Origin of the sequence: Hungatella sp. SL.1.14, assembly GCF_024460495.1 — a bacterium.
Taxonomy (GTDB): Bacteria; Bacillota; Clostridia; order Lachnospirales; family Lachnospiraceae; genus Hungatella; species Hungatella hathewayi.
In genome coordinates, this window is record NZ_JANFYJ010000558.1 from 1 (window position 1) to 279 (window position 279).

Sequence of the window (279 nt, forward strand, 5' to 3'; positions counted from 1 at the left end):
GCCTCCGATACCCTTTCGGAGGCGACCGCCCCAGTCAAACTCCCCACCTGACATTGTCCCCCGGCCAGGTCATGGCCGCAGGTTAGAAACCCAATACCGCAAGGGTGGTATCCCAACAATGGCTCCAGTAAGACTGGCGTCCTACCTTCTTAGCCTCCCACCTATCCTGTACATGCAGTACCGAATCCCAGTATCAAGCTGGAGTAAAGCTCCATGGGGTCTTTCCGTCCTGGCGCAGGTAACCAGCATCTTCACTGGTACTTCAATTTCACCGGGTGC

General features: G+C 56.3%; 1 rRNA gene. It reads right to left on the bottom strand.

Annotated elements, in window-relative coordinates:
- Nucleotides 1-279 (bottom strand): 23S ribosomal RNA (locus NE473_RS32295); the annotation flags it as partial.